Origin of the sequence: Oryzihumus sp. (genome assembly GCF_036391795.1) — a bacterium.
Lineage (GTDB): Bacteria > Actinomycetota > Actinomycetes > Actinomycetales > Dermatophilaceae > Oryzihumus.
The window spans coordinates 1-25,436 of record NZ_DASVZH010000323.1 but is presented as its reverse complement, the minus strand read 5'-3'; the positions used below and the strand labels follow the sequence as shown (position 1 = coordinate 25,436).

Annotated in this window: 28 protein-coding genes; 17 read left to right on the top strand and 11 right to left on the bottom strand. The window is 72.5% G+C overall.

Translation table 11 applies throughout. The annotated features are described in order from the left end of the window. Window positions 1–77: 77 nt before the first annotated feature. Both fliW and VF825_RS19595 read right to left on the bottom strand, forming a co-directional pair. Complete coding sequence (gene fliW, locus VF825_RS19600; RefSeq protein ID WP_331116578.1) at window positions 78–485, bottom strand: flagellar assembly protein FliW; 408 nt, start codon at window positions 483–485, stop codon at window positions 78–80. Window positions 486–583: 98 nt separating this feature from the next. After that, window positions 584–1,123: a flagellar protein FlgN gene (locus tag VF825_RS19595; RefSeq protein ID WP_331116576.1), complete on the bottom strand. Its 540-nt coding sequence runs from the start codon at window positions 1,121–1,123 to the stop codon at window positions 584–586. 179 nt (window positions 1,124–1,302) lie between these two features. Here VF825_RS19595 and VF825_RS19590 point away from each other — a divergent pair, with 179 nt between their 5' ends. The 7 genes from VF825_RS19590 (at window position 1,303) to flgL (ending at window position 8,333) form a co-directional block, all read left to right on the top strand. Further along, the gene (locus tag VF825_RS19590; protein WP_331116573.1) at window positions 1,303–2,172 is read left to right on the top strand and encodes a sigma-70 family RNA polymerase sigma factor; all 870 of its coding nucleotides are present in this window, start codon (window positions 1,303–1,305) and stop codon (window positions 2,170–2,172) included. Window positions 2,173–2,313: 141 nt separating this feature from the next. Beyond that, a complete protein-coding gene (locus VF825_RS19585) occupies window positions 2,314–3,222 on the top strand; it encodes a flagellin (RefSeq protein WP_331116571.1) in 909 nt (302 codons plus the stop codon). 95 nt (window positions 3,223–3,317) lie between these two features. Beyond that, window positions 3,318–5,204 (top strand): flagellar filament capping protein FliD, encoded by a 1,887-nt coding sequence (gene fliD / locus VF825_RS19580; protein ID WP_331116569.1) that lies wholly within the window; start codon window positions 3,318–3,320, stop codon window positions 5,202–5,204. Window positions 5,205–5,215: 11 nt separating this feature from the next. After that, window positions 5,216–5,614, top strand: coding sequence for a flagellar export chaperone FliS (fliS, locus tag VF825_RS19575; protein ID WP_331116567.1), 399 nt, complete (start codon window positions 5,216–5,218; stop codon window positions 5,612–5,614). After that, entirely contained in the window at window positions 5,611–5,934 is a 324-nt protein-coding gene (locus VF825_RS19570; protein ID WP_331116564.1) for a hypothetical protein, read from the top strand. Before fliS ends, VF825_RS19570 begins: the two co-directional genes overlap by 4 nt. A gap of 70 nt (window positions 5,935–6,004) precedes the next feature. Continuing rightward, the gene (gene flgK, locus VF825_RS19565; RefSeq protein WP_331116562.1) at window positions 6,005–7,390 is read left to right on the top strand and encodes a flagellar hook-associated protein FlgK; all 1,386 of its coding nucleotides are present in this window, start codon (window positions 6,005–6,007) and stop codon (window positions 7,388–7,390) included. Window positions 7,391–7,403: 13 nt separating this feature from the next. After that, complete coding sequence (flgL, locus tag VF825_RS19560; protein ID WP_331116560.1) at window positions 7,404–8,333, top strand: flagellar hook-associated protein FlgL; 930 nt, start codon at window positions 7,404–7,406, stop codon at window positions 8,331–8,333. Between the two features lie 400 nt (window positions 8,334–8,733). On the opposite strand, the gene VF825_RS19555 is transcribed toward flgL, so the two are convergent. From VF825_RS19555 to VF825_RS19515, 9 genes are all read right to left on the bottom strand, one after another. Then, on the bottom strand, window positions 8,734–9,216 hold the full coding sequence (locus tag VF825_RS19555) for a hypothetical protein (protein ID WP_331116558.1): 483 nt from the start codon (window positions 9,214–9,216) through the stop codon (window positions 8,734–8,736). 12 nt (window positions 9,217–9,228) lie between these two features. After that, a complete protein-coding gene (locus VF825_RS19550; protein ID WP_331116556.1) occupies window positions 9,229–9,591 on the bottom strand; it encodes a response regulator in 363 nt (120 codons plus the stop codon). Continuing rightward, complete coding sequence (locus VF825_RS19545; RefSeq protein WP_331116553.1) at window positions 9,591–10,088, bottom strand: chemotaxis protein CheX; 498 nt, start codon at window positions 10,086–10,088, stop codon at window positions 9,591–9,593. The genes VF825_RS19550 and VF825_RS19545 overlap by 1 nt, the downstream gene beginning before the upstream one ends. Further along, entirely contained in the window at window positions 10,085–10,915 is an 831-nt protein-coding gene (locus VF825_RS19540) for a protein-glutamate O-methyltransferase CheR (RefSeq protein ID WP_331116551.1), read from the bottom strand. The genes VF825_RS19545 and VF825_RS19540 overlap by 4 nt, the downstream gene beginning before the upstream one ends. Further along, window positions 10,912–12,030 (bottom strand): chemotaxis response regulator protein-glutamate methylesterase, encoded by a 1,119-nt coding sequence (locus VF825_RS19535; protein ID WP_331116549.1) that lies wholly within the window; start codon window positions 12,028–12,030, stop codon window positions 10,912–10,914. The genes VF825_RS19540 and VF825_RS19535 overlap by 4 nt, the downstream gene beginning before the upstream one ends. Beyond that, the gene (locus VF825_RS19530) at window positions 12,027–12,419 is read right to left on the bottom strand and encodes a response regulator (protein ID WP_331116547.1); all 393 of its coding nucleotides are present in this window, start codon (window positions 12,417–12,419) and stop codon (window positions 12,027–12,029) included. Before VF825_RS19530 ends, VF825_RS19535 begins: the two co-directional genes overlap by 4 nt. Window positions 12,420–12,523: 104 nt before the next feature. Then, entirely contained in the window at window positions 12,524–14,197 is a 1,674-nt protein-coding gene (locus tag VF825_RS19525) for a methyl-accepting chemotaxis protein (protein WP_331116545.1), read from the bottom strand. A gap of 73 nt (window positions 14,198–14,270) precedes the next feature. Beyond that, window positions 14,271–14,705 carry a chemotaxis protein CheW gene (locus VF825_RS19520; RefSeq protein ID WP_331116543.1) on the bottom strand — a complete coding sequence of 145 codons (435 nt, stop codon included), beginning with the start codon at window positions 14,703–14,705 and terminating at the stop codon, window positions 14,271–14,273. After that, window positions 14,702–16,891 (bottom strand): chemotaxis protein CheA, encoded by a 2,190-nt coding sequence (locus VF825_RS19515; protein WP_331116541.1) that lies wholly within the window; start codon window positions 16,889–16,891, stop codon window positions 14,702–14,704. Before VF825_RS19515 ends, VF825_RS19520 begins: the two co-directional genes overlap by 4 nt. Before the next feature lie 294 nt (window positions 16,892–17,185). Here VF825_RS19515 and flgB point away from each other — a divergent pair, with 294 nt between their 5' ends. The 10 genes from flgB to VF825_RS19465 form a co-directional block, all read left to right on the top strand. After that, the gene (gene flgB / locus VF825_RS19510; protein ID WP_331116539.1) at window positions 17,186–17,545 is read left to right on the top strand and encodes a flagellar basal body rod protein FlgB; all 360 of its coding nucleotides are present in this window, start codon (window positions 17,186–17,188) and stop codon (window positions 17,543–17,545) included. Continuing rightward, complete coding sequence (locus tag VF825_RS19505) at window positions 17,545–17,943, top strand: flagellar basal body rod protein FlgC (RefSeq protein ID WP_331116537.1); 399 nt, start codon at window positions 17,545–17,547, stop codon at window positions 17,941–17,943. The genes flgB and VF825_RS19505 overlap by 1 nt, the downstream gene beginning before the upstream one ends. A gap of 4 nt (window positions 17,944–17,947) precedes the next feature. After that, window positions 17,948–18,247, top strand: coding sequence for a flagellar hook-basal body complex protein FliE (fliE, locus tag VF825_RS19500; protein ID WP_331116535.1), 300 nt, complete (start codon window positions 17,948–17,950; stop codon window positions 18,245–18,247). Then, window positions 18,244–19,860, top strand: coding sequence for a flagellar basal-body MS-ring/collar protein FliF (gene fliF / locus VF825_RS19495; protein WP_331116533.1), 1,617 nt, complete (start codon window positions 18,244–18,246; stop codon window positions 19,858–19,860). Before fliE ends, fliF begins: the two co-directional genes overlap by 4 nt. A 2-nt stretch (window positions 19,861–19,862) precedes the next feature. After that, the gene (gene fliG / locus VF825_RS19490; protein WP_331116531.1) at window positions 19,863–20,876 is read left to right on the top strand and encodes a flagellar motor switch protein FliG; all 1,014 of its coding nucleotides are present in this window, start codon (window positions 19,863–19,865) and stop codon (window positions 20,874–20,876) included. Then, window positions 20,860–21,594, top strand: a complete 735-nt coding sequence (locus VF825_RS19485) for a FliH/SctL family protein (RefSeq protein WP_331116529.1) — start codon at window positions 20,860–20,862, stop codon at window positions 21,592–21,594. The genes fliG and VF825_RS19485 overlap by 17 nt, the downstream gene beginning before the upstream one ends. Beyond that, a complete protein-coding gene (locus VF825_RS19480) occupies window positions 21,591–22,889 on the top strand; it encodes a FliI/YscN family ATPase (protein ID WP_331116527.1) in 1,299 nt (432 codons plus the stop codon). The genes VF825_RS19485 and VF825_RS19480 overlap by 4 nt, the downstream gene beginning before the upstream one ends. Further along, the gene (locus tag VF825_RS19475) at window positions 22,886–23,317 is read left to right on the top strand and encodes a hypothetical protein (protein WP_331116525.1); all 432 of its coding nucleotides are present in this window, start codon (window positions 22,886–22,888) and stop codon (window positions 23,315–23,317) included. The genes VF825_RS19480 and VF825_RS19475 overlap by 4 nt, the downstream gene beginning before the upstream one ends. Continuing rightward, a complete protein-coding gene (locus tag VF825_RS19470) occupies window positions 23,314–24,321 on the top strand; it encodes a transglycosylase SLT domain-containing protein (protein WP_331116523.1) in 1,008 nt (335 codons plus the stop codon). The genes VF825_RS19475 and VF825_RS19470 overlap by 4 nt, the downstream gene beginning before the upstream one ends. Beyond that, the coding region (locus VF825_RS19465) for a flagellar hook-length control protein FliK (protein WP_331116521.1) at window positions 24,318–25,436 on the top strand (1,119 nt) is incomplete at its 3' end. The genes VF825_RS19470 and VF825_RS19465, both read left to right, overlap by 4 nt.

The following is a 25,436-nucleotide window of genomic DNA, read 5'->3' as shown; positions in this document are numbered from 1 at the left end:
GAAAGTCCTTTCTGCAGAAGCGGAACCAGACGCCTAGCCTATGGCCGCCGCCTGTGGGCCGGCGCGGCCGGAGCGTCTCAGGCGCTCAGCAGGGGGGCGCGCAGGGGGAACTGCTGGCCGGTCAGGACAACCTGCGCCGCCTGGTGGGTGCGGTGGTTGACCACCAGCGGGGCGAGCAGGTTGGCCGAGGCGTCCTCGGGGTCGTCGCGCAGGGTGACGACGAGCAGCACCAGGGCGTCCTCGGCGTCGGTGAGCTCGAGGCGCTCGGCGGTGACGTCGTCGATGACCGGGGCGTAGTCGGGGAAGAACGGCTGCGGGGCGACCACGACGAAGCTCGGGCCCTGCTCGTCCACGCTCATCAGCTCGAACACGCCCTCGCCACCCCCCTCGACCAGCGCGAACCGCTGAGCCTCGGGGAAGCCGACGATGCCCGACTGGAAGGTCAGCTGCGAGGTCTGCGTCGACGTCATCGTCATCTGGCTCATGGGTCTCTCACTTCGACGTGCGGGTGGGTGGTGCTCGAGCGCTCGCTGCTCGGGCCGGTCGCGACTGCCGGCGCGGTGGGTGGTCTTCGCGCCGCTCCTCAGGAGGACTGGTCGAACAGGCGGTGAGCCGGCTGGGCCGCCGGGGCGCCGGCCGCGGTGTAGGTCGGGCCCTCGGGGCTCTCGGCGTAGCGGCCCATGGCCTCCTGGACCGCGCGGTAGCTGCCCTCGAGCAGGTCGCGGTTCGCGCCGGCCAGGGCCGTGATCTCGGCGGTCGCCGAGACCAGGGCGTTGCGGTGGTCGGTCAGGACGTCGTCCCAGGGGGAGGGGGCCACCGCGGCGACCTCGCGCAGCGAGGCCGTCGGCTCCAGTCCCAGGGCCTCGGTGACCGGGCCGAGCTCCACGACCCGGCGCAGCTCGGCGTGACGGATCTCCTCCAGCACCAGCTCGACCTCGTAGGTCGCCCGGCCCAGCCAGCGGGCTCGTCCGACCGCGAGCAGCGCCTGCTCCTCCTCGAGCTTGAAGGTCAGCAGGTCCAGCAGCTCGCGCACCCGCCACAGGGCCGAGGAGACGTTGGCCAGGGCCGTCTCGGTCTCGGCATCGAGGCCGGGCGGCGTGGGCCCGGGGCGGTGGTCGTTCACGGTTCCCCCATCGGCCGAAGTGGTCCGGCGCTGAGAATTTTGCAGAAACGTGCAGGTCACGGCGTAACTAGTCAGGGCGAGTCATACTGCATGGTCCGATCGGGTGGTTTGTATTTCTTTACCTCAGGTTGAATGTATTCGGACTAATTGACGCGTCAGTAACGCTTACGTTCCGGCACGTGACTACTCCCCCCGTCGCGGCTCTGCAACCGGCGTCAGCCGGTGAGGACGAGCTCTGCCGCACCCACATGGCGCTGGTGCACATGGAAGTCCGCGCGGTGGCTGCCCGGTTGCCCGGTCACGTCCACCTCGACGACCTCGTCTCGGCCGGCATGGCCGCGCTGGTGACAGCGGCGCGGTCGTTCGACGAATCCTACGGAGTGCCGTTCGCCCGGTTCGCCGCGCGCCGGATCAAGGGCGCCCTGCTCGACGAGCTGCGCTCGGCCGACTGGGCCACCCGGTCGCTGCGGGCCCGGGTCCGCGCCCGTGACCTCGCCCAGGACGAGCTGGCTGCGCGCCTGGGCCGGATGCCCTCGGCGGTCGAGACCGCCGCAGAGATGGGCATCGAGCTCGCCGAGCTGGAGCGGATGCAGGCCGACCTGCACCAGTCCGTCGTCCTGCGCCTGGACCAGCTGACCGCCGAGGGGGGCTCGGACGCGGTGCTGCCGGCGGTCTCCCAGACGCCGGAGGCGGCGATCGTCGAGCGGGAGCGCCAGGCCTACCTGCGCGACGCCGTGCACGCCCTGCCGGAGCGGCTGCGGGTGGTCGTCGAGGGCTGCTTCTTCCAGGACCGCCCGTTCAAGGAGATCGCCGAGGAGCTCGGGGTCACCGAGTCCCGGATCTCGCAGATCCGCGCCGAGGCGCTGAACATGCTGCGCGACGGCATGAACTCCCAGCTCGACCCCGACCTGGTCTCGCCGGTGCGTGCCGGCGGTGTCGTGGCGCGGCGTCGGGAGGCGTACTACGCGCAGATCGCCGGGCGCTCGTCATACGGTGCGCGGCTGAGCATGCCTGTGGTGCACGGGGTTTCGGTCGAGCGGAGCGCCTGACCAAATCTTTGCCTTCGGCGTCGGGGGAATCCCTCAAGTGCCTCGCGGGGCCGCCGATGAGGGCCCCGGCGACACCGGAGGGTGACGCTACGGGGACACCACGGATGGAGTCCTCGGGACCCCATCCAAGGAGGAACCCCCATGGGTCTTCAGATCAACACCAACATCGCGGCGATGAACGCGTACCGGAACCTCTCCAACACGCAGAACGCGATGAGCACCAGCCTCCAGCGCCTCTCCTCCGGTCTGCGCATCAACAGCGCCGCCGACGACGCCGCCGGCCTCGCGATCTCGCAGAAGCTGCAGGGCCAGGTCAACGGCCTCAACCAGGCCCAGTCCAACGCCCAGGACGGCATCAGCCTCATCCAGACCGCCGAGGGTGCGCTGAACGAGAGCCAGTCGATCCTGCAGCGCATGCGTCAGCTGGCCGTGCAGTCCTCGAACGACACCAACACCTCCACGGACCGTCAGGCCATCCAGAAGGAGGTCGACCAGCTCGCCAAGGAGCTGAACCGGATCGGCAACACGACCCAGTTCAACACCAAGAACCTCACCCAGGGTTCCGGCGGCAGCAACTCGACCGCCTCCACCGGCACCACCGACCTGACCTTCCAGATCGGTGCCAACAAGGACCAGAACCTCACCGTCTCCCTCGGTGACATGCGCGGTGGCACGCTGAACGTGGCCGTCGCCGACGCCGCTGCGGCGCCCGGCAGCTCGAACGCCTACGACGAGACGGCTGTCGGCCTCGACGTGTCGAGCAGCCAGAGCGCCGCCAACTCGGCGATCGACACCATCGACACCGCGATCAACACGGTCTCCACGGAGCGGGCCAAGCTCGGTGCCTACGAGAACCGCCTCCAGCACACCATCAACAACCTCGGTGTCGCCTCGGAGAACGCGGCCGCGTCCCAGTCCCGCATCCAGGACACCGACATGGCCAAGGAGATGACGTCCTTCACCCGGGCGCAGATCCTGCAGCAGGCCGGTGTCTCGATGCTGGCGCAGGCCAACCAGGCCCCGCAGTCGGTCCTCAAGCTCCTGGGCTGAGCCGACTGAGCTGAACGTGTCCTCCGGGGCGGCCGGCAACGGCGGTCGCCCCGGAGGGCCATCCACCACCACCTGAAGCGAAGGGACCGGGGACAGTGGGATCGACCATCGACGGCCTCGTCTCCGGCCTGAACACGACGCAGATCATCGCCCAGCTCATGCAGGTCGAGCGTCTGCCCGAGCAGGCCCTGACCCAGGGCCGGAGCGCGGCGTCCAACCTGGCGTCGGTCCTGCAGAACCTCAACGGCCTCGTCGCCTCGATGCAGACGGCGGCCACGGCGTTCGCGCCGGACTCCGTGCTCACCCCGTCCGCCTGGGCGACCACCACTGCCACGTCCTCGAACACGGCCCTCGCCACGGCCGTCACCAGCTCCACCGCGACCCCCGGCTCGGCCACCTTCACGGTCAACCAGGTCGCCGCCGCGGGCTCGGCCGTCTCCAGCGGAAGCGTCGGCTCGACATCCACCCTGGTTGCCACCGCGAACAGCTCCATCGTCGTGAGCAAGGGCGCGTCCGCGCTCGGCCTGACTGCCTTCGACGGCAGCGGCTGGAACGCCTCGTCGCACTCCATCGCCGTGACTCAGGCCTCGAGTGGTCCGACGCTGACCGGCTCGGCGCTCTCGTCGACGATCACCATCACTTCCGGCTCCAACGACCAGTTGTCCTATGCCATCGACGGAGTGGCCAGGACGGTGACTCTGGCTGCCGGCAGCTACACCCCCGGCCAGCTCGCCACGGCGGTCCAGTCCGCCACCGGCGGCGACATGCGCGCCGTCATCAACGGCAACGGCGCGCTGACGTTGACCAGCGCGCACGAGGGATCGGCCTCGACGTTCTCGGTCACCGGCGGGTCGGCTGTTGCAGCCCTTGGCATGACTGCCCCCGCAACCACGGCGGGTCAGGACGCTCTCGTCAGCGTGGACAAGGGTGCTGCTGTCGCCATCACGGACATAGCGGCCGGCCAGGCCTTCTCCGTCAAGGCAGCCAATGGCGACGTCATCACCTCCACCTTCACCGGGGGCCTGCGAGCCGGACTCGCCACGGCGACGTCGGTCGCCACGGGCACTGGTTCCCTCGCCGACGTCGTGGCGGGCATCAACGCCGCCGGGGCAGGCGTGCAGGCCACAGCGGTAGGTGTGAGCAGCACGGCATACAAGCTGCAGCTGACCTCCACCACCACGGGCGCTGCCAGCGACGTCACCCTCAGTTCCGGGGCGTTCTCCACTGCCTCCGGCCTGGGGGCCATGACCCAGCTCACCGCAGGACAGGACACCGTGCTGCACGTCGGCACCGGTGCCGGCGCCTACGACGTGACGTCCTCCACCAACGCCGTGAGCTCGCTGCTGCCGGGCGTCACGATCACCGCGCTCAAGGCCGACCCGAACACCTCGGTGACGGTGAACGTCGCCAGCAACAGCAGCGGCATGGCGGACAAGATGCAGGCGCTGGTCGACTCCGCGAACGCGGTGCTGTCGTTCATCAACCGCAACAGCGCCTACGACCCGAGTTCCAAGACGGCGCAGCCGTTCCTGGGCAACTCGATGACCAGCCAGCTCGCCCAGAAGATCGCGGGCGCCGTCATCGGGACCTCGACGAGCACCCCGGCGATGTTCGGCGTGAGCGTGCAGAAGGACGGCACGCTGGCGTTCGACCGGACCGCCTTCCTCAACGCCTACGCCGCGAACCCGTCAGGCGTCCAGTCGACGATGACCACGATGGCGCAGTCGATCTCCGACCAGGCCAAGCAGGCCTCGGACCCCCTCGACGGCTACATCACCGCCCAGATCACCAGCGAGCAGGGCATCGCCAAGGACTACACCGACCAGATCGCCGCGTTCGAGGACAGGATGACGCTGAAGCAGCAGTCCCTGCAGCAGCAGTACGCCGCCCTGGAGACCTCGCTGGGTCAGCTGCAGTCGCAGAGCCAGTGGCTCTCCGGCCAGCTCGGTTCCCTCATGACGACGTCGACCTCGAGCAAGTAGGGGAGTCCTCGATGACCACCGCGGCCCTGATGCGCAACCGCTACGCGCGCGACGCGGTCACCACCGCCTCCCCGCAGCGGCTCGTGACCATGCTCTACGACCGGCTGCTGCGGGACCTCGGCGCGGCCGAGACCGCACTCGGCGTGCCCGACATCGAGGTCGCCCACCGCGAGCTGGTGCACGCCCAGGACATCATCCGCGAGCTCGCGGGCAGCCTCGACCTCGCGATCTGGCCTGAGGGCGAGAGCCTGGCGCAGCTCTACGCCTGGCTGCTGGAGCGGCTCATCGCGGCGAACGTGTCCAAGGACTCGATGATCGTGGCCGAGTGCCGCGAGGTCGTGGAACCGCTGCGCGACGCGTGGCACGAGGCCGCCAACGCCTCGGCCACCGCCAGGGCAGCACACGCATGAGCGAGGCCGACCCGGCCCCCCACGAGACCTGGCTGCGCTGGGAGCAGGTGCTGGACGAGTTCGAGGCCTGCCTGGCAGAGCAGGAGCGTCAGCTCGACGAGGACCCGGCAGCCGACCTCGTCGCGTTCACCCCGCCGACCGACCTCGGGCCGATGCCGCTCGAGGTCAGCGAGCGGGCCGGCCGGCTGCTGCTGCGCGCGGGACAGCTCGGTGACCGTGTCGCCGCGCAGCTCGGCGGCGCCGGCCGCCAGCTGGCCCTGGCCAACCGCATGGCGGGCACGCGAGCCGGCCGGACGGCATACGTCGACCGGATGGCCTGACCGCCTCAGGTGACCCACCCCGGGGCCGATAGGCACAATGCAGGTCCGTCGGCGACAAAGGTGGGTGTGGATGTCTGGCTTCTCCAGCCTCGGTCTGGGTGCGCGCGCCCTGTCGGCTGCCCAGCGGGCGCTGGACGTCACCGGGCAGAACATCAGCAACGCCAACACGGCCGGCTACTCGCGACAGCGGGTCGAACAGGTCGCGGCGGGCGGGTCGGTGGTGCCGGCCATGTGGTCCCGCAGCACCACACCTGCGGACGGTGTCGTCGTCACCGGTATCACCCGGATCCGCGACGAGTTCGCCGAGGCGCGGGCACTCTCCGCCCAGGGCGGCCTGTCGCACCTGTCCGCGGCGAAGCAGACCTACGCCGACATCGAGTCGACCTTCGGGGAGCCGAGCGACAGCGGGTTGCAGGCGCAGCTCGCCTCCTTCTGGGGCTCGTGGCACGACATCGCCAACGACCCCACGAGCGACGCACCGCGGTCCCAGATGCTGCAGCAGGCCTCCGCTCTGGCGGGGACCTTCAACCAGCTCAGCAGCCGGATGGGCCAGCAGTGGCACGACTCCCGCGAGCAGCTGGTCGCCACTGTCGACGACGTCAACTCCATGGCTGCTGACGTGGCGCGCCTGAACTCCGCCATCCGCTCCGCGGTCACCGCCGGCAACCCGGCCAACGAGCTCTCCGACCAGCGCGACGCCATCGTGATGCAGCTCGGCCAGGCGATCGGCGCGACGGCCTCCGCCGGACCTGACGGGGTGGTCAACGTCAACCTCGGTGGCAGCCCCCTCGTGACGGGGGACCGCACCCGCGAGCTGCAGGTCACCGGGCCGACGACGCACACGCAGGGCGCGAGCAACGAGCTGAAGCTTCAGTGGGCGGCCGACGGCTCTGCGGCCATCGGCGGGGGCAGCGTCCAGGGACTGCTCGACGCCGTCAACACGACGATCCCGAGCTACCTCACCGCGCTGGACGGGATCGCGACCACGGTCGTCGCCGCGGTCAACGGCCAGCAGGCCCAGGGGTATGACGAGAGCGACCCCACCGCGACGGCCCCCAACGGCCAGCCGCTCTTCGCCGGCACCGGTGCCGGCGACATGACCGTGGTGCTGACCGACCCCAAGGGAGTTGCGGTCTCGGCGGCTGCGCCGCCGGCCTACGACGGGGACAACGCGATCGCCATGGGGCAGCGGGCCAACGATGCCGGCGGGGCCGACGCGACCTACCGCAGCCTGATGGTCCAGCTCGGCGTCCAGGCCCAGAGCATCAACCGGCAGACCGACCTGCAGACCAGCGTCGCCAGCCAGCTCGACGACGCACGGACCGCCGCGTCGGGCGTCAGCCTCGACGAGGAGATGACCAACCTCGTGCAGTACCAGCACGCCTACGAGGCGGCCGCGAAGTTCGTCACCACGATCGACTCCACGCTCGACACCCTCATCAACATGACCCACTGAAGGCAGGCCTGACATGTCGTTCCGCGTGACCCAGGGGACCCTCGCCCGAGGTGTGCTCCAGGGCCTGCAGACCAACCTGACCTCCCTGCAGCGCACGCAGGCGCAGCTCTCGTCGGGCAAGCGCCTGAACCGTCCCTCGGACTCCCCGGTGGACACCGTCAGCGCCATGCAGCTGAGGTCGGCCCAGCAGCAGACCACGCAGTACACCCGCAACATCGACAACGGCCTGGCGTGGCTCAACACCGCCGACAGCGCCCTGACCCAGGCGAACTCGTCCGTCCAGCGCGTGCGCCAGCTCGTGGTCCAGGGGGCCAACGCCGCCAACGGCCCGGATGAACGAGGAGCCATGGCCGACGAGGTCGACCAGCTGCGTCAGACGCTGATCCAGCTCGGCAACACGCAATACGGCAACACCCCCGTGTTCGCCGGCACCGCGAAGGGCTCGGTGGCGTTCGACCCGGCGACCGGGGTGTTCGTCGGCAACACGGCGGCCGTCAACCGCCAGGTCTCCTCCGACCCGCAGTCCGGCACGCTCGCGGTCAACGTCCCCGGTCCCCAGGCCTTCACCGACCTGCTCAGCGGCGGGGTGAACGGCTCCACCACCCCGCCCACGGTCGCCCCCGGCCTGCTCGAGCGGATCTCGACGGCGCTGCGGTCCGGTGACACGACCGGGCTGAACACCGCCCTCGGGCAGCTCGACACGGCGGCCCAGGCGATGAGCTCGGCCCAGAGTGCCGTGGGCGCCAGGGTCAACCGCCTCAACAGCGTGCAGACCCTCGCCAACAGCCACCTCGACACCATCACGACAGGCCTGTCCAACGCCGAGGACATTGACCTGCCGGGCACCATCATCCAGCTGCAGATCCAGCAGAACGCCTACCAGGCGGCGCTGGGCGCGACGGCCAAGATCATCCAGCCGTCGCTGATGGACTTCCTGCGCTGACGCCCGCCCCGGGACACGCTCCCGGTATGCCGTGAAGGCCGCCTCCCAGCCGGGAGGCGGCCTTCACGCTGTGGTGGGCACACGGCATACCGGGGCTCGCGAGGTCGACGACGCCCATGCATGCGGCGACCACCCCCGCCGCGAGGTCGACGAAGCCCATGCATCTGGCGGCCACCCCCGCCGCGAGGTCGACGAGACCCACACTTCCCGGCGGGCTGCGGTGTGGACTTCGTCGACCCCGGCGCACAAAGACCCGGGCGCGGGACCTGCATGCCGGGCGACCCCGCGTTTGCCTCCCTGACCCCCCGGGCGCCCGTGGGGTTGCCCTGGCGGTCGGTGGGTCGGTGGTCAGGACAGGGGCCGCGAGCGGGGGCCGTCGAAGGACGGTGCCGCGAACCCGTCAGCTGGGGAGGACGACCGCGAGGTGGCCGAGGCCGTAGCCGTCGATGGCCAGGCGCAGGTCGAGCCGGCGGGTCACGCGGCGTACGAGCGGCACCAGGTCGGCCGGCGGGGTCTCGTCGGGGGCGACCACGGAGTACAGCTTCAGGTGCGGGGCGTTGGGCACGTTGAAGAGCCCGGCGAAGACGTTGATGACCTCGGCGAAGTTGTCCAGCAGGTTCTGCGGGATGTAGCGGCCCTCGATCGCGGCGTCGGCCCCGGCCTTGGGCACCAGCGACAGCGCCGCCCCGGCGCGGGCCGCCAGCTCCAGGTCGGCGCACACCAGGGCGCCGGTCTTGAGGTCGTCGGTGACGTAGACACCGATCGCGCACGGGCGGACCAGGGTCGGCACCACCGGCTCGAGGCAGGGGGAGATATCGACGTCCCGACCGAGCAGGTCGGCGAAGAGGTCACGGACGCGCTTGGGCGCGGGCAGGACGGTCATCGAGCGGCAGCCTCAGGCCATCACGGGCAGCAGGGCGTCCCGGAACGTGTCGGGGTTGAACGGCTTGGCGATGAGGAACAGCGCGCCGGCCCGCTCCGCCCAGTCGCGCATCTCCGCCGAGCCCTCGGAGGTGACGAACCCGAACGGCGTCTCGTCGCCGGAGCGGCGCAGCGCCGTGAGCAGCTCGATGCCGGTCATGTTCGGCATGTTCCAGTCCGAGAGGACCAGGTCGGGCCGGGTGTCCTTGACCGCCTCGAACGCCTCGCGGCCGTCGGTGGCCTCGCTGATCTGGTGGCCTTCGAAGCCGGCCTGGCGCAGGGTGCGGATGACGATCATGCGCATGGCGCGGGAGTCGTCGACGACGAGGATGTGCATCAGCAGGGGATCCGTTCGGGTGCGGCGGGGGACGGGGTGACGGCGGGGGAGAGGGCGTGCAGGGCGATGAGGACCGGCTCGCCGTCGCAGGTGAGGAACACCTCGGCCAGCGGCGGCTGAGTCAGGTCCCGCGGGTCCTCGGCGCCGGTGTCGAGGAGGGCCGGCAGGGACAGCCGGTTGGAGCCGGGCAGCAGTCCCTTGACGTTGCCGCCCACGACGTTGGCGAGCTCGCCCAGGGCGTCGGCGACCTCGGCCTCGCCCACCTCGTCGGCGCCCATCATGAACATCGCCGCAGCCATCGCGCGCGCGCCCGCGCCGGAGGTCTGCACCCCGACCACGCCGAGCGCGTCACCGCTCACGGTCACGACCGATGTCACCACCTCGTCCGGGCACTCGTCGGGGGCCTGCGCCACCGTGACCTCGAGCCCGAGCAGCGCGTTCCAGACGTCGCGCGCGATCTCCTCGATCTCGGCGAGGTCCTGGGGGTCCAGTGTCATGCCGCAGCCTTCCCGTCGAGGCGGTAGACGGTCGCGCCGCCCACGGTCGTCCGTGTGAACCGCTCGTCGACGTTGATCGTCGTCTCGGCGGCGCCGAGGAACAGGTAGCCGTCGGGGGCGAGCAGCTGCCCCACCCGCTCGAGGACCTGGGCCTTGGTCTCGGCGTCGAAGTAGATGAGCACGTTGCGCAGGAAGACCACGTCCATGGTCCCCAGCGGGGGGAACGGCGAGGCCAGGTTGAGGGACCGGAAGGTGACCATCGCCCGCAGCTCGTCGCTGATCTGCCAGCCGTCCTCGACCCGGGTGAAGTGCTCCTCGCGGGCCTGGGGCGACAGCCCCCGCTTCATCTCGAAGTCGGTGTACCGCCCGGCCCGGCCACGGGTGACCATCTCCTCCGACAGGTCCGTGGCGACCAGGTCGAGGGCCAGCCCCTCGGCGGCCAGCCGCGGCGCGACCGTCATCGCGATGGAGTACGGCTCCTGCCCCGACGAGCACCCGGCCGACCAGATCCGCACACGGCCGTGGAGCCGGCGCGCGGGGAGCAGCCGGTCTAGGACCCCGCAGCCCAGCGCCTCGAACGGCGTCCGGTCGCGGAACCACGAGGTCTCGTTGGTGGTCATCGCGTCCACGACGCGCCGGCGCAGCTCACCGCTGTCTCCCTGGCGCAGCTCGGCCACCAGGGCGGGCAGAGACCCCAGACCGGTATCGCGCGCCAGCGGGGTCAGGCGCGCCTCCACGAGGTACTCCTTGCCCTTGGGCAGGGAGATCGCGGACTCCCGCTGCACCAGCCCGGAGACGAACTCGAAGTCGCCGTTGGCAATCGTCATGGCTGGCCTCCTGCGGCCAGGGGCCGGGCCGCCTGCGGCGCCGGGGGGCGGAAGTCGGAGCGGCCCTCGGCCACCGCGGCCAGCAGCACCTCGGCCATCTGGTCCAGCGGCAGCACCCGGTCGGCCAGGCCGGCGCCGACGACCGCGCCGGGCATGCCCCACACGGTCGAGGTGGCCGCGTCCTGGGCCAGTACCCGGCCGTGCCGGCCGTACACGGCGGCCGACCCGCGCCGGCCGTCGTTGCCCATCCCGGTGAGGACGAGCGCCAGCGTGCCGGGCCCGTAGACCTCGGCGGCGGAGCGGAACAGCGGGTCGACGGCCGGCCGGCAGAAGTTCTCCGGCGGGTCGGCGGTCAGCCTGACGTAGACGTGCACCTCGCGCCGGGCGATGGTCAGGTGCCGGTCGCCGGGGGCGATGAGCACCTGGCCCGGCTGGATGACCGAGCCGTGGGTGGCCTCGCGCACGTCCAGGGCGCAGTGCCGGTCGAGCCGCTCGGCCAGGAGCTGGGTGAACATCGGCGGCATGTGCTGGACCACCAGCACGGGAACGGGCAGGTCCGCGGGCAGCGCCGGGAGGACCGTCTCCAGCGCTCCGGGGCCGCCGGTCGAGGCACCGATGACGACGACGTCGACCCGCCCCGGGCCTGAAGCGACCGGGGCGGGGACCCCGTCACCGGTCGTGGCCTGGGCCAGCCGCGGCGCGAACGGGCGGCCGCACAGGGCCACGATCCTGGGCGCCAGCTGGGCCCGCACCACGGCGATGGCCTCGGGGGCGTTGGCGACGTGGGCCGGCTTGGGCAGGTAGTCGCTGGCCCCGAGCGCCAGCGCGTCCAGCGTGGCGCTCGCGCCGCGCTCGGTCAGGGTGCTGAACATGACGACCGGCAGGTGAGGGCGCGAGATACGGATGCGGCGCAGCGTCTCCAGGCCGTCCATGACCGGCATGTCGATGTCCAGGACGACGCAGTCGGGGGCGAGCTGGTCCAGCTTCTGCAGCGCCACCTGCCCGTTGGGGGCAGTGCCCAGGACCTCCAGGGCCGGGTCGGCCGACAGCGCCTCGGACACCATGCGCCGCACGACGACCGAGTCGTCGACGACGAGCACGCCGATGCGGCTCATCGCGGTGTGCCCGCCAGGCCGAGGACCTGCAGCTTGGCGGTGATCGTGTCGGCGGTGAACGGCTTGATCACGTAGTCGTGGGCGCCGGCCGCCAGGGCGCGCACGATCTGGGCGCGCTCGCTCTCGGTGGTGACCATCATCAGCGTGATGTCGCGGTAGGCCGCCGTCGACCGGCACACCGCGACGAAGGCCAGGCCGTCCATGACCGGCATGTTCCAGTCGACCAGGGCGAGGTCCGGGCGGAGGCCGTCGGCGAGCAGGTCCAGGGCCTCCTGGCCGTCGCCCGCCTCGACGACCTCGTAGCCGTGCGAGGTCATGACCCGGCGCAGGATCATGCGCATCGCGCGGGAGTCGTCCACGACGAGTGCGAGCACCAGTCCTCCAGTCACGGTCACGGTCATGCCTTCGAGTGCCCCATCGGCACGACGGCGGTGGACCTGAGCCACCCGGGGGATGGTCGGGCCCACCGCCGTGGCGGGGGTGCGTCGGCGCGTCAGTAGCGGAAGTGCGCCACCAGGGTCTGCAGCTCGCTGGACAGGTGCGCCAGCTCGGCCGCGGCCTGCTGGGTCTGCGCGACGCCGGCGGTCGTGGTCTCGGCCGCCGTCGCGACCCCGTTGATGTTGGTCGCGATCTCGGTGCTGCCGGTGGCGGCCTCGTGGACATTGCGGTTCATCTCGTTGGTCGTGGCGGTCTGCTCCTCCACGGCCGAGGCGATCGTGGTCTGGAAGTCGCTGATGCGGTGGATGATGTCGCCGATCTCGCCGATGGCCCGGACCGCCACGGCGGTGTCGCCCTGGATCGTCTGGACCCGGTGGGCGATGTCGTCTGTCGCCCGGGCCGTCTCGCGGGCGAGCTCCTTGACCTCGTTGGCGACCACCACGAAGCCGCGTCCGGCGTCACCGGCGCGGGCCGCCTCGATCGTGGCGTTGAGGGCCAGCAGGTTGGTCTGCTCGGCGATCTGGGTGATCACCTTGATGACGTTGCCGATCTCCTGGGAGGACTCGCCGAGCTTGCCGACCTGGGCGTTGGTCTCGGCCGCGTGCACCACCGCGGACTGGGCGACCCGGGCCGCCTCCGTGGCGTTCTGGGCGATCTCGTGGATCGAGGCACCCATCTCCATCGAGCCGGCGGCAACGGTCTGGACGTTGCGGCTGACCTGCTCCGAGGCAGCGGCCACGACGTTGGCCTGGGCCGAGGTCTCCTCGGCGCTCGCGGCGATCTGCTGGCTGGTGGCCGACAGCTCCTCGGAGCTGACCGCCAGGGTGCCGGCACTGGTGGCCATCGTGGCGATCGCCTGGCGCAGGCTGGCGACGGCGGTGTTGAGGTCCGCGGCCATGGCGCCGACCTCGTCGTGGGAGTCGACCCGGGCGGTCTGGGTCAGGTCACCCTCCGCGACGGCGCGCAGCACCCGGCTGACCCGGCGCAGCGGGCTGGTCACCAGGTGCGCCAGGAACAGCGCCAGGCCGACGGCGAGGGCCACCCCGATCAGCAGCCAGCCGATGATGAACGTGACCGCGTCGCGGAAGGTGCTGTCCGAGCGGGTCACCGTCGCCTGGGCGTCGGACTGCTCCACGGCGGTCATCTGGTCGATCAGCGCGAACGCCTGCTCCGTGGCGGGGGCGAGCTTGTCCTCCCGGACCTGCGCGTACTTCGCCCGGTCGCCGGAGATGACCAGCGGGATCGCCGTGGAGTCGCGGGTGAGCCGGTAGTCGCTCCACACGGTCTGGAACTTCGAGACGAGGTCCTTGCGCGCGGCGTGCGCCATGTAGGCGGTCATCGCCGAGTCCAGGACGGTGTCCTGCTGGTGGATGTGGTTGAGCCAGTCCTGGCGCGAGGCCGCCGTCGTCGCCTCGGCGAGGTTGGCCATGTCGATCCAGCTCTGCTGCGCCTGCTTCTGCATCGCGGCGAGCTCGGTGATGGGGACGAGGTTGTCGCGCTGGAGGCCGTGCACCGAGGAGTTGACGGTCTCCAGCTTGACCACCGACAGCACGACCACGCCGATCGAGACCAGGGTCACCACCAGCACGGACATGAGGATCTTGGTGTTCATCCGGCGGTTGGCGAACCAGCCGCGGAACCGGTCACGCTTGCGGCGCCGCGGGACCACCGCGGGCGCTGCCTCCACCTCCGGCGTGGTCTGCCCGTCCGTGGGCGTCGTGTCGGCCATGGCCGTGGTCCTTTCGTTGTCCATCCGTGGTCTGGGGTGCGCGCCGCGCGCGCAGGGGAGCCGGTATGCCGGGTCAGGCCGTTGCGGGGACCCGCACCGCCTGCGCGACGTCCAGGACCAGCAGCAGCCGGTCCGGCAGGCGGCAGGTGCCGCTGATGAGCTCGGCCGGTGGTCCGGTGAGTGCCTCGGGGGGCGGGTCCTGCTGCTCCGCGCCGACCTCGAGGAGGTCACCGGGGGCGTCGGCCACGAGCCCGACGACCTCACCGTCGTGGCGCACCACGACGGTGACCGTGCCGTGCTGCGGGCGCGGCTCGAGCCCCAGCCGGGTGCGCAGGTCCAGGACGGTGACGACCTGCCCGCGCAGGTTGGCCAGCCCGAGCACGGCCGGCGGCGCGAGCGGGACCGGGGTGATCGGCGGCGTGCGGATGACCTCCTGCACGTGCTCGACGTCGAGGCCGAACAGCCCGTCGTCGACGGCGAACGAGGACAGCCGGCGGGTGTCGCTCACGAGGGCACCGCCATCCAGTCGAGCAGCGCCGGCGCGGCCGGCTCGTAGAACAGGGGATCTGCGGCGAGCACGGCGCCGCGGACGTCGAGCAGCTCGGCGACCTGGCGGCCCACGACCACCGAGCCGTTCAGGCCCGGCCCGCCGAGGTCGCTGCTCACGCCGTCGAAGTCGTCGCTGATGTCGTGGATGGCGCTGACGACCAGGCCGACGCTGCGCCCGCCCTCGCTGTAGACGACCACCTGCACCCGCTCCTGCGGGCCGCGGTCCTCGACCATGCCCATCACCCGGGTCAGCCGGGTCAGGGGCAGGATGCCGTCGCGGTACTGGATGACCTCACGGCCGCCGACACGCTCCAGCGTCGCGGTGGACAGCTCCTCGATCCGGTGCACCGCGGCCAGCGGCACCGCCACCCGGCGCTCCGGCCCGACCCCCACGACGAGGAACGCCTCGCGCCGCTGGTCCACGGTGACCTGCTCGGGCTCGGCGGTGCCGGCCAGCTCCCGGGCCGCGCCGAGCACCCCGCTGCGGTGCCCCAGCGCCGTGACGTCCAGGATCAGCGCCACCGCACCGTCGCCGGAGACCATCGCCCCGGCATACAGCCCGATGCCGGCGAGCTGGGAGCTGAGTGGCTTGACCACGATCTCCTCGGTGTCGACCACCCGGTCGACGACGATGCCGAACTGACGGCCCTCGCTCTGCACGACCACGATCGACACCGTGCCGTCGACGCGCCGGCACGCCTCCAGCCCCAGCGCAGAGTCGAGGTGCACCAGCGGGAGCAGCCGGCCGCGCAGCCGCAGGACGGGCACGCCGGAGACGTCCTCGATCGTGGTGCGCGCCTCGCCGGCGGGGACGGCGACCAGCTCGACCAGGCTGAGCTGCGGGATGGCCAGGCGCTGGCCACCAGTGGCGACGGTCAGCGCGGGGATGATGGCCAGGGTCAACGGGATCTGCAGGGTGACGGTGCTGCCGAGGCCGGGGACGCTGCGCAGCGCCACGGCCCCGCCGACCTGCTCGATGTTGGTGCGCACCACGTCCATGCCCACGCCGCGACCGGAGACGCTGCTGACCGCCTCGGCGGTGGAGAAACCGGGCTGGAACACCAGCGACGTGGTCTCCTCCGGGGAGAGGGTGGCCAGCTGCTCGGGGGTGAGCAGGCCGCGCTCGACCGCCTTGAGGCCGACCCGCTCGGGGTCGATGCCCCGGCCGTCGTCGGTGATCTCGACGTGGACCTTGCCGCCCTGCTGGTAGGCCCGCAGCCAGATGACGCCCTCGGCGGGCTTGCCGAGGGCGACGCGTTCCTGCGGGGGCTCGATGCCATGGTCCACGGCGTTGCGGACCAGGTGCGTCAGGGGGTCCTTGATCGCCTCGAGCAGCGAGCGGTCCAGCTCGGTCTCGCGGCCCTCCATGTCCACGCGGACCTGCCGGCCGCAGACCACGCCGAGGTCGCGCACGACCCGGGGCATCCTGCTCCAGATGTTGCCGATCGGCTGCATCCGCGTCTTCATGACGCCCTCCTGCAGCCCGGCGGCGATGACGTCGAGGCGGTGCGCGGTCTGCATCAGGGCGGGGTCGGCGATCGTCCCCGCCTGCTGCACGATCCGGTTCCGGGTGAGCACCAGCTCGCCGACCATCTGCATCAGCTCGTCGAGCACGCCGACGTCGACGCGGATGGTGTGGTCGGCCACGCCCCGCCGGCTGTCCACCTCGCCACCCTCGGGTTCCGCGGGCTGCGACATTGGCACCGCGGCCGGCCGGGGCGCCTCCGTCCGGGCCGGTGCCGGCTCCGGGTCCGCGGACTGCAGCCGCTCCAGCCGGGCGACGAGGGCGGAGAAGTCGTGCTCGCCCTCCTGGCCGGTCGCCTCGATCGAGGACAGCACGGTCCGGATGGCGTCGACCAGGTCGAGCAGGGCCGCCGCGCGCTCGAAGTCCAGCTCCAGCTCGCCGTCACGCAACCGGCTCAGCAGGCCCTCGCCGACATGGCTGACCTGCTCGAGCCGGCCGTACGCCAGGAAGCCGCTGGTGCCCTTGATCGTGTGGATGGTGCGGAAGATGGCGGCCAGCAGCTCGCGGGAGCCGGGGTCACGTTCGAGCTGGACCAGGTCGCGGTCCAGCTGGTCGAGGTTCTCGTGCGACTCGACCAGGAACTCCTGGACGATCTCCTCCATCTCGGAAAGCTCGAACACGGGCCCTCCTTCGAGCTCCTCGCGCGTTGCGTCCGTGCGTTGCGGTCGCTCCACCTATCGGCGGCCACCGGCCGCAGGTGAGGGGTTCGGGCCTTGCGCGGCCCTCCCCGTGGCCACCCGGCATACCGCGTTGTGCCAGGACTTGGCACAAGTCCTCAGGTCCCCAGGGGGTGCGCCGATGAGGGGCCCGGTCACGGACGACCAGCGGCTGCCACGGACAGGCGGTGCCCCACCCGCCCACAGGCCCCTCCCGAGGGGGCCTGACCCGTCGACCGCTGCTGGAGGAAGACCTCAATGCCGGAGCCTCTCGGCGACGTCACGATGAGCGCGCTGCACCAGGCGCTGTCGGGGCTCGCCCTGCGTCAGCGCACCATCGCGGACAACATCGCGAACATCGAGACCCCCGGCTTCCTGGCCGGCAAGGTCGACTTCGAGGACAGCCTGCGCAGCACCCTCGCCGCCGGGGGCGACCCCGCCGCCGCCACACCGAGCCTCGCGCGGTCGCTCGAGCCGACGAACACCAACGGCAACAACGTCAACCTCGACGAGGAGACACTGGCCGGCGAGCAGACCAACCTGTCCTACTCACTCGCGATCGAGGCGATGACGGCCAAGTTCAGCCAGCTGCGCCTGGCGATCGGGGGCGGCGCCTGATGGGCATGTTCGACGCGATCAACAACGCCGGCTCCGGGCTGGTGGTCTACCGCAAGTGGCTGGATGCGGTGTCCGACAACGTCTCCAACATCAACGACGTCGCGCCGACCAGCGGGCCGGCCTTCCAGGCCCGCTACGTCGTGGCGCAGGCGCAGGACTACGGCAACGCCGGTGGCGCCCAGGTCGCCGGGATCGAGCTCGGCAGCGCCCAGGGCCGGATCGTCTACCAGCCGGACAACCCGCTGGCGGACAAGAACGGCAACGTGCGCGTGCCCGACATCGACCTGGCCGACCAGATGGGCCAGCTGATCATCGCCCAGCGCGCCTACCAGGCGAACCTGTCGGTGGTGCAGCGGGCGCAGGACGCCTACCAGGCCGCGCTCGGACTCGGGAAGTGACGTGATGATTCCCCCCATCTCCGCGATCGGCGCGCTCCCCGTGCCGCAGGTGGCCGCCCCCGCTGCCGCCACCGCCGCGCCCGGCGTCGACTTCGGCGGCCTCGTGTCCAACAGCCTGCAGCAGCTCCAGGACCTGCAGAGCACCAGCGACAACCTGGCCGTCAAGGCAGCCACCGGTGACCTGACCGACATCCACGACTACATGATCGCGTCCAACGAGGCCTCGGTGGCCACGAGCCTGACCGTGGCCGTGCGCAACAAGGCCGTTGACGCCTTCAACGAGATCATGCGGATGCAGATGTGAACGGCTTCGACCCCAAGGCGCTGCTGGCGCGCGCCCGCAACCTGTTCTCCGGCTTCACCACCGGCCAGAAGGCGATGACCGCGATCGCCGTGGTGGCGGCCGTCGTCGGCGGCACCTTCTTCGTGTCCTGGGTCTCCCAGCCGACGTATGCCCCGCTGTTCACCAGCCTGTCCTCGACCGACGCCGCGGCGATCACCGCCAAGCTCACCGAGGCCAAGGAGCCGTACCAGCTCGCCGACGGCGGGACCACGGTGCTCGTGCCGCAGGCCGACGTCTACCAGCAGCGGATCAACCTCAGCGGTCAGGGCCTGCCCGCCGGCGGGGGCAACGGCGACGGCTACTCCTTGCTGGACAAGCAGAGCCTGACCACCTCCGACTTCCAGCAGAAGATCACCTACCAGCGCGCGCTGGAGGGTGAGCTGCGCAAGACGATCGAGTCCATCGACGGGGTGCAGGCCGCGGTCGTGCACCTGGCCCTGCCCGAGCAGGACGTCTTCACCAGCGACGCCGCCAAGCCCACCGCCTCGGTGCTGGTCAAGACCGCGCCGGGCACCTCGCTGACGAGCAGCCAGGTCGAGGCCGTGGTGCACCTGGTGTCCTCGGCCGTGCCCAAGCTCGACCCCTCGGCGGTCACCGTCGCCGACGCCAGCGGCCAGGTGCTCAGCGCCGCCGGGCAGGACGGCGCGTCCTCGGCCCTGAGCGACGCCCGCGCCCAGCAGAGCCGCACCGCCTCCGACGCCACCGCCGCCGCCGTCCAGTCGATGCTCGACAAGGTCGTCGGCCCCGGCCACGCGGTCGTGCGCGTCGACACCTCGCTCAACTACGACCAGCAGACCGTCGACCGCGAGGAGTACCTCGTGGACAAGAAGCAGGTCCCGCTGACGGTCAGCACGAGCAAGGAGACGTTCAAGGGCAACGGGGCCGCCGTCGGTGGCGTGCTCGGTCCGGACAACATCTCCGTGCCGAGCGGCACCGGCGGGTCCGCCTCGACGTACACCAAGGAGTCTGGCGACCAGACCAACGCCGTCGGCACCCAGAAGACCCACACCACGGCGGCGCCGGGGCAGGTCAAGCGGATGACGGTGGCGGTCGTCCTCGACGCGACCACCACCGGCTCGGCCGACCCCAAGCAGATCAGCGCGCTGGTCGCCTCCGCGGCCGGCCTGGACACCACCCGCGGTGACGTCGTCACGGTCGACAAGCTGCCGTTCGACACCAAGGCCGCCGCTGCGGCGGCCAGGGAGCTGGCCCAGGCCGAGTCGGACAAGCGCACCTCCGACCTCGTCAACCTGGCCAAGACGGTGGGCCTGGTCCTGCTGCTGGCCCTGGCGCTGTTCGTCTTCGCCCGCCGCAGCCGCAAGGTCGAGAGGACCCCGGTCGACCTCGGGGAGCTCGAGGCCTACCGCGAGGAGCGTGCCCAGATCGCCCGGCCGCAGACACTGGCGATCGACTCCGGCCTGGGCGCGCCGCCCGTGCTGGAGGCGCCGAAGCCGATCTCGCCCGAGGCCGAGATGCGTGCGGCGATGCGCGACGAGATCAGCCAGCTCATCGACGACCAGCCCGACGAGGTGGCCCGCCTGGTGCGCGGCTGGCTCGTCGAACGGAGGCCCTGACCATGACCGCGATCGACCACCTCACGGGGCTGCGCAAGGCAGCCGTGCTGCTCGTCCAGGTCGGCAAGGAGCAGTCCGCGCAGATCCTCAAGGGCCTGCGCGAGCCCGAGGTCGAGGCCCTCACCGCGGAGATCGCGCGGCTCGAGGAGATCGACGTCAACACCAGCGACGCCGTGCTGCGCGAGTTCCAGGAGCTGGCCGCCGCCCGCCACTACTACAGCCAGGGCGGCATGGCCTACGCCGAGGAGGTCCTCGTGGCCACCCTCGGCGCGGACAAGGCCAAGGCGGTGCTGGCCCGGCTCACCTCCACGATGGTGGAGATGCCGTTCGAGTTCCTGCGGCGCATCGACCCCCGGATGGTGCTCTCGTTCCTGCAGGACGAGCACCCGCAGACGATCGCCCTCGTGCTGGCGCACATGGCGGCCGACCAGGCCGCGGTCGTGCTCTCCGGCCTGCCGGAGGACCTGCAGGCCGACGTCGCCCACCGCCTCGCGGTGATGGACCGCACCTCGCCGGAGATCGTCAAGCAGGTCGAGGCACACCTCGAGCGTCGCCTGTCGACGGTCCTGCAGAGCAGCGACTACTCGGCCGTCGGAGGGCTCCAGCCGCTCGTGGAGATCATCAACCACTCCGACCGGGCCACCGAACGGCTCATCCTGCAGGGCCTGGAGGTCCGCGACAGCGAGCTGGCCGAGAACGTCCGCGCGCAGATGTTCATGTTCGAGGACATCGTCATGCTCGATGACCGCTCGGTGCAGGTCCTGCTCCGGCACGTCGAGACCAAGGACCTGGCCGTGGCGCTCAAGGGCGTCAAGGCCGACGTCAGGGACAAGATCATCCGCAACATGTCCGAGCGGGCCGGCACCGCGCTCGCGGAGGACATGGAGGTGCTCGGCCCGGTGCGGCTCAAGCAGGTCGAGGAGGCCCAGGCCATCGTCGTCCGGCAGATCCGCGAGCTGGAGGAGGCGGGGGAGATCCTGATCTCGCGAGGGGGCAGCGATGAGTTCGTGGTCTGAGAGCCTCCCGCGCTCGGTCGTCATGCGCGGGTCGGAGGCCCGCGCGGTGCGCCCCGCCCGGATCGGCGCCGACCTGCGTTCCACCCCCTGGGTGAGCACGCACGGGGCCGACCCGCGGCTGTGCGACCCGACGCTCGAGGCGGTCGTGGCCGAGGCGGCGAGCACCGCCGCCGACGAGGCCCGGACCGCCGGCTTCGAGGACGGCCTCCGCGCCGGGCTGGAGCAGGGACGGGAGGTGGCCCGGCGCGAGCTCGAGGCCGAGCTCGCCGCCGTCGCCGCCCGCGAGGAGCAGGAGCGTCAGGTGCGGGCGGCCCAGCTGGCGTCCACCCTGGCCACCCTGGCCCAGGCGGCCACCGCGCTCGCGCAGCGGGAGGCACCGGCCGTGGAGGAGCTGCACCGCAGCGGTGCCGTCCTGGCGGTCGAGATCGCCGAGGCCCTCGTGGGCCACCACCTCGAGGTCGCCGGGTGCCCGGCCCGGGAGGCCGTCGAGCGGGCGCTCTCGCTCGCGCCGGCCGGCAGCGTCGCGGTGGTGCGCCTGCACCCCGACGACGTCGAGGCCGTCGCCGCTCGCGGTCCTCTCGCTGCCGGGCGCAGCCTGACCCTCGTCGCCGACCCCCAGGTCGAGCGTGGTGGGTGCGTCGTGGACGCCGGCGAGCGCCGCATCGACGGCCAGCTCGGGCCGGCGCTGGAGCGCGTCCGGGCGGTGCTGCAGTCGTGAGCGCCCTGCTGGAGGCCCTCGTTCGTGCCGCGGCGCCGGAGGTCACCGGGCACGTCACCCGCGCGGTCGGCCTGTCCATCGACGTCGCCGGGCTCGACCTCGCGGTCGGCGAAGCCGTGTCCATCGCCGGCGACGACGGCCCGATCCTGGCCGAGGTCGTCGCCCTGCGTGAGGACGTCGCCACCTGTATGCCGGTCTCGGACCTGCGTGGGGTCCGCCGCGGTGCGCCGGTGGTCACCACCGGCGGCCCGCTGCGCGTGCCGGTCGGCGCCGGGCTGCTCGGCCGCGTCGTGGACGCGCTCGGCCGCCCGATGGACGGTGGACCCGCACCGACCGACGTCACCCTGACCGGGGTCGAGGGGGCCGCACCGCCGGCCATGCGCCGCAGCCGCATCGACACCCAGCTCGGCCTCGGCGTGCGGGCGCTGGACACCCTCGTCCCCTGCGGCCGGGGCCAGCGCATCGGCATCTTCGCCGGCTCCGGGGTCGGCAAGTCCAGCCTGCTGTCCATGATCGTGCGGGGCACCCAGGCGCCGGTGTGCGTGCTGGCCCTCGTCGGCGAGCGCGGACGTGAGGTGCGCGAGTTCGTCGAGCGCGACCTCGGGCCCGAGGGCCTGGCCCGGTCGGTGGTCGTCGTGGCCACCTCCGACGAGCCGGCGCTGGTCCGGTTGCGCGCCGCCTCGACGGCGACCCGTATCGCCGAGTGGTTCCGCGACCGCGGCGAGGACGTGCTGCTGGCCATGGACAGCGTCACCCGCGTGGCCATGGCGCAGCGCGAGGTGGGCCTGGCCGCCGGGGAGCCGCCGGCCACCCGGGGCTACCCGCCGTCGGTCTTCGGCCTGCTGCCGCAGCTGATGGAGCGAGCCGGCACGGCCGAGAGGGGCAGCATCACCGGGCTGTACACCGTCCTCGTCGAGGGTGACGACATGAACGACCCCATCGCCGACGCGGCTCGCTCGATCCTCGACGGCCACGTCGTGCTCGACCGCCGGCTCGCGACCTCCGGGCACTTCCCGAGCATCGACGTGCTCGAGTCGATCTCCCGCAGCGTCAACGCGATCACCAGCCGCGACCAGCGCGCCGATGCGACCGCCCTGCGCCGGCTGCTGGCCGCGCGCCGGGACGCCAAGGACCTCGTCGAGATCGGCGCCTACGTCGCCGGGTCCAACCCGCTGGTGGACCGGGCCCTGCGCCAGGCGGACGCCATCGACGGCTTCCTGCGCCAGGACGTCGAGGACGTCACCGGCCTGCCGGACGCGTGGGCCGCGCTGCACCAGCTGGCGGTGTCCGCGTGAGCGCCCGTTCCCGTTCGGCCCTGGCCACGCTGCTGCGGGTGCGCACGATCGCCGAGGAGGCCGCCCGCGCCCAGCTCGGTGCCGCCGCGGCCCAGCAGGGCCTGGCGGCTGCGGCACTGCAGCGCTCGCGGGAGCAGCTGTCCGACGCACCGGCCGCCGCCGCCCCCGCCTCGGTGGAGCAGTTCCTGTGGGGCCGCTCCCGGATGGAGGCCCGGGCCGCCTCGGTGCACCGCGCCGTCGTCACCGAGGCAGCCACCCGCCAGGCGCTGGAGGAGAGGCGCTGCCTGTGGAGCGAGGCCGCCCAGCGGATGACCGCCATCGAGCGCCTCGAGGAGCGCGCCCGCGAGGCCGAGCGCCTCGCCCAGCTCGCCCAGGACCAGCAGGTCGGCGAGGAGATCGCGGCCACCCGGGCGGGGGAGCGACGATGAGCCTCGACCTGTCCGGCCTGGCCGCCGTCCAGTCCCGGATGCTCAGCATCCAGGACCGGTTCGCCGCCGCCTCCGTCTCTGTGCCTGCCTCCGCCTCGGCCGACACGTTCGCCTCGCGGCTGGCGGCCGCCACGGCCGACACGAGCGCCGGTACGGCCGTCGCCGGGGCCGACCCGGCGCCGGCGACCACCGCCGCCACCGGCGACCAGGTGGTCGCCGACGCGCGCCGCTACCTCGGCGTGCCGTACGTCTGGGGCGGCACCGACCCGCAGCACGGCCTGGACTGCTCCGGGCTGGTGCAGCGGGTCTACGCCGACCTCGGTGTCGACCTGCCGCGGGTCGCGGCGGACCAGGCCCGGCAGGGGGCGCCCGTCGCCTCCCTCGCGCAGGCCCGGCCCGGTGACCTGCTCGCGTTCGGCGACCCGGTCGACCACATCGGCATCTACGCCGGCAACGGCCAGATGGTCGTGGCCCCCAAGACCGGTGACGTGGTCAAGGTCGAGGCCGTCTACCGCACCCCGACCGCGATCCGGCGGATCCTGCCGGACCCGCTGAGCCCGTCGGGCGTGCCGTCTCTGGCCGCCGGCGCGGCCGGCCCGGCGACGGGGGCGCTGGCAGCCGCGCCCGCGGCATACCGGGACCTGTTCACCGCGGCGGCCGCCCGGAACGGGGTGCCCGCGAGCCTGCTCGCGTCGGTGGCGCGCGCGGAGAGCGGGTTCAACCCCTCGGCGGTCAGCCCCGCCGGTGCGCTCGGCCTCATGCAGCTCATGCCCGGCACCGCCCGCAGCCTCGGCGTCAACCCGCTCGACCCCGCCCAGGCCGTGGACGGTGCGGCCCGGCTGCTCGCGCGGGACCTGCGCACGTTCGGCTCGAACGAGCTGGCGCTGGCTGCCTACAACGCCGGCCCGGAGGCGGTCCGCCGCTACGGCGGCGTGCCGCCCTATGCCGAGACCCGCGCCTACGTGCAGCGGGTGCTGGCCTACCAGAACGGAGGTGGGGCGTGACCGCTGCCATCCCCGCCGGCGCCGGTCCGGTGCAGCCCGGGGCCGCCCCGGGTCGTGCCGGTGCCGACCCCTCGACCGACACGACGTCGGTCGCGTTCCTGGCGGCGCTCTCGGCCGCGCTGCCGGTGCCGTCACCGCAGGATGCCGCGGTGCCCGCTGCGGCAGCCGGACCCGTCGGGGTGCAGCCGGCCGGTGCGGTGGCCAGTGCGGCGGCCGGCTCGGCCGCTGTGGCCCTTTCCGCCGGGCCGTCCTTGGGGTCGCCCGCTGTCACCGAGGCCGCAGGCCCGGCACCGACCGCTGCGGCGCCGGGGGCTCCGTCGCCCGCGGGGAGGACCGCCGGCTCGGCCGCCGCAGTGCTCTCGACCGGGCTCTCGACGGGGCCCTCGACGGCGCAGGCGGCCGGCGTGCAGTGGCTGGCCCCGGTGGCCCCGGCCACCGGTCCCGATGCCTCGGCAGCGGGGGCCGGGTCCGCCGCCGGCACCGGGACGATCGACGTCACGGACCAGCCGAGGGCCGTCGTCACGGGGCAGGCCCCCGCCTTCGTGCCCGCGCCGCCAGCCGCGGCGTTCGCCCTGCCGGCCCCTGGCGACCGCCTGCCGACTGTCGAAGCGCCTGCGGTGCAAGCGGATCCAGCCCTGCCGGCCGCGGGGGTGAGCGGGACCGCAGCCGCAGCCGGCGGCGGTGGTGAGGCGCGCGATACCGGCTCGTCCGGCTCCGGCGACCGCCCGCGGACCGTCCTCGCGCCGCCCGTGACGCCGTCCTTCCACCCGGCCGTCCCGGTGCACGTGTCAACGGTTGAGCCGGTAGCACCCACCGCCCAGGCGCCGGCCGCGCCGCGCGAGCTGCCGCACCACCAGGTGATGACCGCGGTCTCGCCCCTGCTGAGGGGCCCGGACGGCGAGCAGTCGCTGCGGCTCCAGCTCCACCCCCAGGACCTCGGCGCGGTCAACGTGACCGTCGAGCTGCGCCGCGGCGAGGTGGCCATCCACCTGCACGCCGCGGACGGCGCCGCCGCCGACCTGCTGCGCGACCACCTGCCCGACCTGCGCGCGCAGCTCGAGGACCAGGGCCTGCGGGCCGGGGCCCTGCAGGTCGACACCGGCAGTGCCGGCTCG